The organism is Nostocoides sp. (genome assembly GCF_035343835.1).
GTDB classification, from domain to species: Bacteria; Actinomycetota; Actinomycetes; order Actinomycetales; family Dermatophilaceae; genus Nostocoides_A; species Nostocoides_A vanveenii.
In genome coordinates this window covers 1-5,690 of sequence record NZ_DAOQZV010000212.1, presented here as the reverse complement: position 1 = coordinate 5,690, position 5,690 = coordinate 1, and the positions used below count along the sequence as shown (strand labels likewise).

Sequence of the window (5,690 nt, the reverse complement as noted above, 5' to 3'; positions counted from 1 at the left end):
GACCCGCCGCCCCCACCCCAAACAACCCGATCCATCCACGGATCGAGGCTTAGGTGACGTCGAGCAGGTTCTACCGTGCTGGAGGAGCCCTAAACGCTGCTAGCAGACCTAAGGGACAGCGGGCGAAAGGGGAAGATTTGCACGTCGGGCCGGGAGCGCCTCACGGCGCGTGGCCGCTCGTAGCGGCTATTAGTTGGGACCCGGGGCTGCCGCGGCCCGACGCGCAAAAACTGTAACGCATCCACCGGCGATCATCATTCCCGAGCACGTATGCCGTTGCCGCACCCCCCCGCCGTCGGACGACGTCCGCGCTGCTCACCGGCCCCGTCCGCGCTGCTCAGTCCCCCACTTCTCGACCCGCGCGTTTCCCGACGGGGCACCGATCCGGGTACCCTGGCCGGGCCACCGACATTTGCTGGCCGACGCCGCACAGCAGCGCCAACGCGCGCAGCACCAGCTGCGGCTCAACAAAAACCAGCGAGAGTGCCCCGAGCCTGACGGCCCGGTCCGCCCGACGAGTGAGGTACGAGCCCGATGAAAACCACCATGCGCACTGCAGCGGTCCTGACCACCGGGTTGGCCGCCGTCGCCGCGACCACCGTCCCTGCCCTCGCGGCCGCAGGGGCCAAGGCCACCATCCTCGCTCCCACCGACGGCAGCACCGTCACGGGCACGTCGGTCACCGTTCGCGGTGGCTACAGCGCCGAGGCCTCGGTCCGTGAAGTGCGCGTCGCGCTCTGCAAGCTCAACGCCAGTGACCTCTGCACGGCCTACTTGAGCAATGTCGACGGGACCTTTGTCACGTCCTACAAGAGCCTGGCAGCAACCTTGTCGCCCAACAGCCAGATCGCTGGCTCCTACACGATCACCGGCAGCAATCTGGATCCGGGCCGCTACCGGGCGGCAGCCTTCGTTGTCACCTCCGACAACCCCAAGAGCGCCCCGACGACCTCGACCTTCACCCTTCAAAAGGACACGACGCCCCCGCCCACCAATGGGTTTATCACCATCGCCTTCGGCCGCAGCAACTGGTCGGTCGCCGCGGGCGGCGACTGCGCCATCGTTCCCGCCGGCGCCCGCACCCTGGAGCAGAACCTTCAGGACCTCCAGAGCCGGGGCCTGCAGGCCCAAGGCGGCGTCATCCTCAACCGGACCGACCCGACCATCCGCACGTGCTACCAGCAACAGGTGCTGCAGCCGACCTGGACGGACCTGACCCGGATGCGCGAGTCCTACGGATTCACCGCGGTCTCCCAGGGCATGAACTACGCCGACATGACCAAGATGACGACCGATGCCCAGCGCTTTACCGAGAGCGGCGCCACCTTGCCGATCCTCAACAGCAAGGGCTTCACCCGCGCGTGGGGGATGTTCAACTATCCCAACAACAAGATGGACGCCGACGCCAATCGCGTGGTCACCAAGAGTTTCGCCTTCGGGCGCGTCTATGGCACCACGGTCAACACCCGGGCCGCGGTGCTGACCTATCCCTATCTCGTCAAGACCGTCTCGGTCATGGGCGGGCGCTGCAACAACAAGAATCTCGCCTGCTACACGATGTCGGTCAAGAACAACCAGCGCACCGCGCCCCCGTCCCGCCTGGCGCGCATCCTCAACCCCAAGGCCAACGAATGGGGCGTCGTGCAGTTCTACCGCGTCGTCGAAGGATCCTATGGCGTCATGGGCGGCAAGGACGTTGCCTGGGACTGCACGAGCACCGACTGGCGCAACCGCTGGACCAGTCACCCCGAGATCTACTGCCGCAACAGCTTCCTCGAGGCGATCGACGGCCGCTCCGCGAGCGCGACAAACGCCGACGCCGCACAGGTTGCCGTCGCCTGGGGCCGCAGCCCGGGCTGACGCCCATTGGCGTATGCCGTTCGCCTCGCCCCCCCGCGCCTTGTCCCTAAACCCTGCTAACACAGGTTAGGGAATGGGGTCAGAGCAGCTGCGAGATCGCGTGGATCACCACGCCGGCGAGGGCGCCGACAATGGTGCCGTTGATCCGGATGAACTGCAGGTCCCGTCCGACGAAGAGTTCGATCCGCTGGGACGCCTCGTCGGCATCCCACCGGTCGACGGTGTGCGAGATGACCGTGGCGAGCTCGTCCCCATACGTGGTCACGAAGAAGGCCACGACATCGCCGAGGTGACCTTCGAGGCGCTCGCGGGTCTCGGTGTCGGTGCGCAGCATCGACCCGATCTCCTGCAGCCAGGCGTCGCCGCGCGCCCACAGCGAGCTCTGCTGGTCGGCGAGGGCGGCCAGCAGCGACGTGCGGACCGACGCCCACAGCGACAAAACGGTCTCCCCGACCTGCGGGTGCGACAGGACGCGCTCCTTCAGCGCCTCGGCGCGTGCCTGCACGTCGGGGTCGTCGTGGAGGTCGTCGGCGAGCTTGATCAGAAGCGTGTCGAGCGCCGAGCGGGCCCGGTGCTCCGGGTCGGCGCGCATGTCGCGGACCCAGGCGAGCGCCTGCTGGTAGGTCCAGTTGATGACCCGCTCGTCGACCCACGGCGGGGTCCACCAGGGCGCCCGTTCGTTCATCAGCGTGGCGAAGACGGTGGGATTGGCGGCGAGCCAGTCGTGGATCTCGGTCAGGCCGAGATCGACCAGCCCGTGGTGCGCGCGGTCCTCGATGATCCCCTTGAGGAAGGTCCCGGCGATCGGACTGACCGGCTCTTGCGTCAGCCGCGGCATGAGCACGCCCACGACGAAGTCGCGCACATCGTCATCGCGCATCCGCCCGAGCGCCGCCGTCGCAATGCGCGCGCCTTCGGTCAGCGCGCGCTGACGGTGCGCCGGACCCTCCAGCCAGCGCCCGAGCCGCAGGCCCACCTGGGCCGCGGCGAGCCGCTCACGAGCGATCTCCTCGGTGAGGAAGTTGTCGCCGACGAACTCCTCGAGGCTGCGTCCCAGCTCGTCCTTGCGCTTCTTGACCAGCGCCGTATGCGGGATCGGCAGGCCCAGCGGGTGCTTGAACAGGGCGGTGACGGCAAACCAGTCGGCGAGCGCGCCGACCATCGCCGCCTCCGAGGCCGTATGAACGTAGCCGAGCCAGCCGCTCGCGTGCCCGTTCGTGACCACGAAGACGACGAAGGCCAGCCCCAGCAGCGAGGTCGCGACGATCCGCATCCGCCGCAGACCGGCCCGGCGCGCCTGATCGGCCGGCGAGGGCTCCATGAAGCTCACACGACTCATCCTTCCCGATGTCCGCACGGGCACGCCGCTCTGGCGCGCGTCCGGCATCCGTCGAACTCCTGGCCCGCCCGTGGGATTCCCAGGCGGGCCTCGGTCCGTGCCGGGTCCGGGTGATTCCGTAGGCCCGCTCGCCGCGCCGGTCGGTGCGCCCCTACGCTGCGAGTTGTGAGCGAGCTGCGGACGTATGCCGATGCCTGGGTCACGGCGACCGCCAGCCTTCAGCAGCTGGTCGCGTCGCTGTCCCCCGCGGACTTCGAGCGGCCGACGGACTGCCCGGGGTGGAGCGTGCTGGACGTGCTGGCGCACCTCGCGGCCCTGGAGCGCGAGCTGGCAACGGGCGAGCAACCCGCCAACGTCCAGCCGATCGAGGGCCAGGGCCCGGCGGCCTGGTGGACCGAGGCCGGCGTCACCGAGCGACGCGGCCGGCAGCCCGCCGAGGTGCTCGCTGAGTACCGAGAGATGGTCGCGCGACGCGCCGTCGACCTCGCCGAGCGCCTCCCGGACGACCCAGAGGGCAAGCCCGAGCGCACGCCCGGGGCAGTGGCCTGGGACAACCGGACGTTGCTGCGCAACCGGGTGCTCGACACCTGGGTGCACGAACAGGACATCCGCCGCGCGACCGACCATCCCGGCGGGCTCACGGGCGCGCCGGCCGAGATCGTCGAGGGCATCTTCTCGGCGGCCTGGCCGTTCGTGCTGGCCAAGCGGGCGGCGGCCCCGGCGGGGACCCGGATCGGTGTCGTGCTCGATGGGCGGCGCAGTGACTATGTCGTCAGCGCCGATGGCCGCGGGCGGCAACTGGACCCGGCAGAGGCGGATGTGCCGGACGATCCCGAGGGGATCGACGACGCGGATGCCGTCATCTCGCTCAACCGGGAGGCACTGACCATCCTCGGCGCCGGGCGGCGGACGCCCGATGATCTCCCGGACACCGCTCTGCTCAGCCTCACCGGTGATCTCGACCTGGCCGGCCGGGTGCTGGCAGGCCTCAACCTCACTCCCTGAAACCCCGGCAAGGGCGCACGTCCTGGGAGGATGCGAACCATGCGTTTCCTCCCCGGCCCGTCACCGGCATACGACCTGACGTATGACGATGTCTTCCTCGTCCCGAGTCACTCCGCTGTCGCGAGCCGCTTCGACGTCGACCTCGCCAGCATGGACGGCACCGGGACGACGATCCCACTCGTCGTCGCCAATATGACGGCAATCGCCGGCCGCCGGATGGCCGAGACCGTCGCCCGCAGGGGCGGGTTGGTCGTTATCCCGCAGGACATCCCGATCCCCGTTGTCGCCGATGTCGTCACCTGGGTCAAATCGCGTCACCTGGTCTATGACAGCCCGATCATCCTGACGCCGGAGCAGACGATCGGTGAGGCCCTCGTCCTGCTCACCAAGCGCGCTCACGGCGCCGCGATCGTCGCCGTCGACAACCGCCCAGTGGGCCTGGTCACCGAGGCCGATCTGGCGCGAGTGGATCGATTCGCGCAGGTGGGCAGCGTGATGTCGAAGTCGCTGTCGACGTTGCCGGACGGGGTCAGTCCGACCAACGCCTTCGACGCGCTCGCCCGGGCCCGCCACCGGCTGGCCCCGGTGGTGCGACCCGATGGCACTCTCGTCGGTCTGCTCACCCGGCAGGGCGCGTTGCGGGCGACCATCTATCGGCCGAACGTCGACGCCGATGGCCGGTTGCGGATCGCCGCGGCCGTGGGCATCAACGGCGACATCACCGGCAAGGCACGGGCCTTGGTCGAGGCCGGGGTCGACGTGCTCGTCATGGATACGGCGCACGGGCACCAACAGAAGATGCTCGACGCCCTCGCCGCGGTCCGCGCCCTCGACCTCGGTGTGCCCATCGCCGCCGGCAATGTCGTGACCGCCAACGGCACCCGTGACCTGATCGCCGCGGGCGCCGACATCGTCAAGGTCGGCGTCGGTCCCGGCGCGATGTGCACGACCCGGATGATGACCGCTGTCGGGCGGCCGCAGTTCTCCGCCGTCCTCGAATGCGCCTCCGCCGCAAGAGAAGTCGGCAAACACGTCTGGGCCGACGGCGGCGTGCGTCACCCTCGCGATGTGGCTCTGGCGCTGGCTGCCGGAGCGTCGAATGTGATGATCGGGTCGTGGTTCGCCGGCACCATGGAATCGCCCGGTGATCTGTTCACCGACGAGAAGGGCCGCACCTACAAGGAGTCTTTCGGCATGGCGTCCAGCCGAGCGGTCGCCAACCGCACCGCCGCCGAGACCTCCTTCGACCGCGCGCGCAAGGCGATCTACGAGGAGGGCATCAGTCACGCCCGCATGTACATCGACCCGGCCCGCCCGTCCGTGGAGGACCTGATCGACTCCATTACCGCGGGCGTCCGCTCCAGCTTCACGTATGCCGGCGTGGCCACCGTCCCCGCGTTCGCCGAGCAGGCGGTGGTCGGGGTGCAGTCGATGGCGGGCTTCGCGGAGGGGCGGCCACTGCATACGTCTTGGTGAGCGTCGCCGA

General features: G+C 69.3%; 4 protein-coding genes. 3 read left to right on the top strand and 1 reads right to left on the bottom strand.

The features are described 5' to 3' along the window. Nucleotides 1-546: 546 nt before the first annotated feature. Complete coding sequence (locus PKH97_RS13065) at nucleotides 547-1,860, top strand: hypothetical protein (RefSeq protein WP_324387936.1); 1,314 nt, start codon at nucleotides 547-549, stop codon at nucleotides 1,858-1,860. A gap of 79 nt (nucleotides 1,861-1,939) precedes the next feature. Here the strand turns inward: PKH97_RS13065 and PKH97_RS13060 are convergent, their stop codons facing one another. Beyond that, nucleotides 1,940-3,181 (bottom strand): DUF445 domain-containing protein, encoded by a 1,242-nt coding sequence (locus PKH97_RS13060; RefSeq protein WP_324387937.1) that lies wholly within the window; start codon nucleotides 3,179-3,181, stop codon nucleotides 1,940-1,942. Nucleotides 3,182-3,364: 183 nt separating this feature from the next. On the opposite strand from PKH97_RS13060, the gene PKH97_RS13055 reads away from it, so the two are divergent. Together PKH97_RS13055 and PKH97_RS13050 are read left to right on the top strand one after the other, a co-directional pair. Continuing rightward, a complete protein-coding gene (locus tag PKH97_RS13055; protein ID WP_324387935.1) occupies nucleotides 3,365-4,204 on the top strand; it encodes a maleylpyruvate isomerase family mycothiol-dependent enzyme in 840 nt (279 codons plus the stop codon). Nucleotides 4,205-4,243: 39 nt separating this feature from the next. Beyond that, complete coding sequence (locus PKH97_RS13050) at nucleotides 4,244-5,680, top strand: GuaB1 family IMP dehydrogenase-related protein (RefSeq protein ID WP_324387934.1); 1,437 nt, start codon at nucleotides 4,244-4,246, stop codon at nucleotides 5,678-5,680. Nucleotides 5,681-5,690: the final 10 nt, after the last annotated feature.

What these genes read in the sequence shown, in the direction of transcription:
- PKH97_RS13065 (WP_324387936.1), top strand. Translation starts at nt 547, where the DNA reads ATGCGCACTGCAGCGGTCCTGACCACCGGGTTGGCCGCCGTCGCCGCG.
- PKH97_RS13060 (WP_324387937.1), bottom strand. Translation starts at nt 3,181, where the DNA reads ATGGAGCCCTCGCCGGCCGATCAGGCGCGCCGGGCCGGTCTGCGGCGG.
- PKH97_RS13050 (WP_324387934.1), top strand. Translation starts at nt 4,244, where the DNA reads ATGCGTTTCCTCCCCGGCCCGTCACCGGCATACGACCTGACGTATGAC.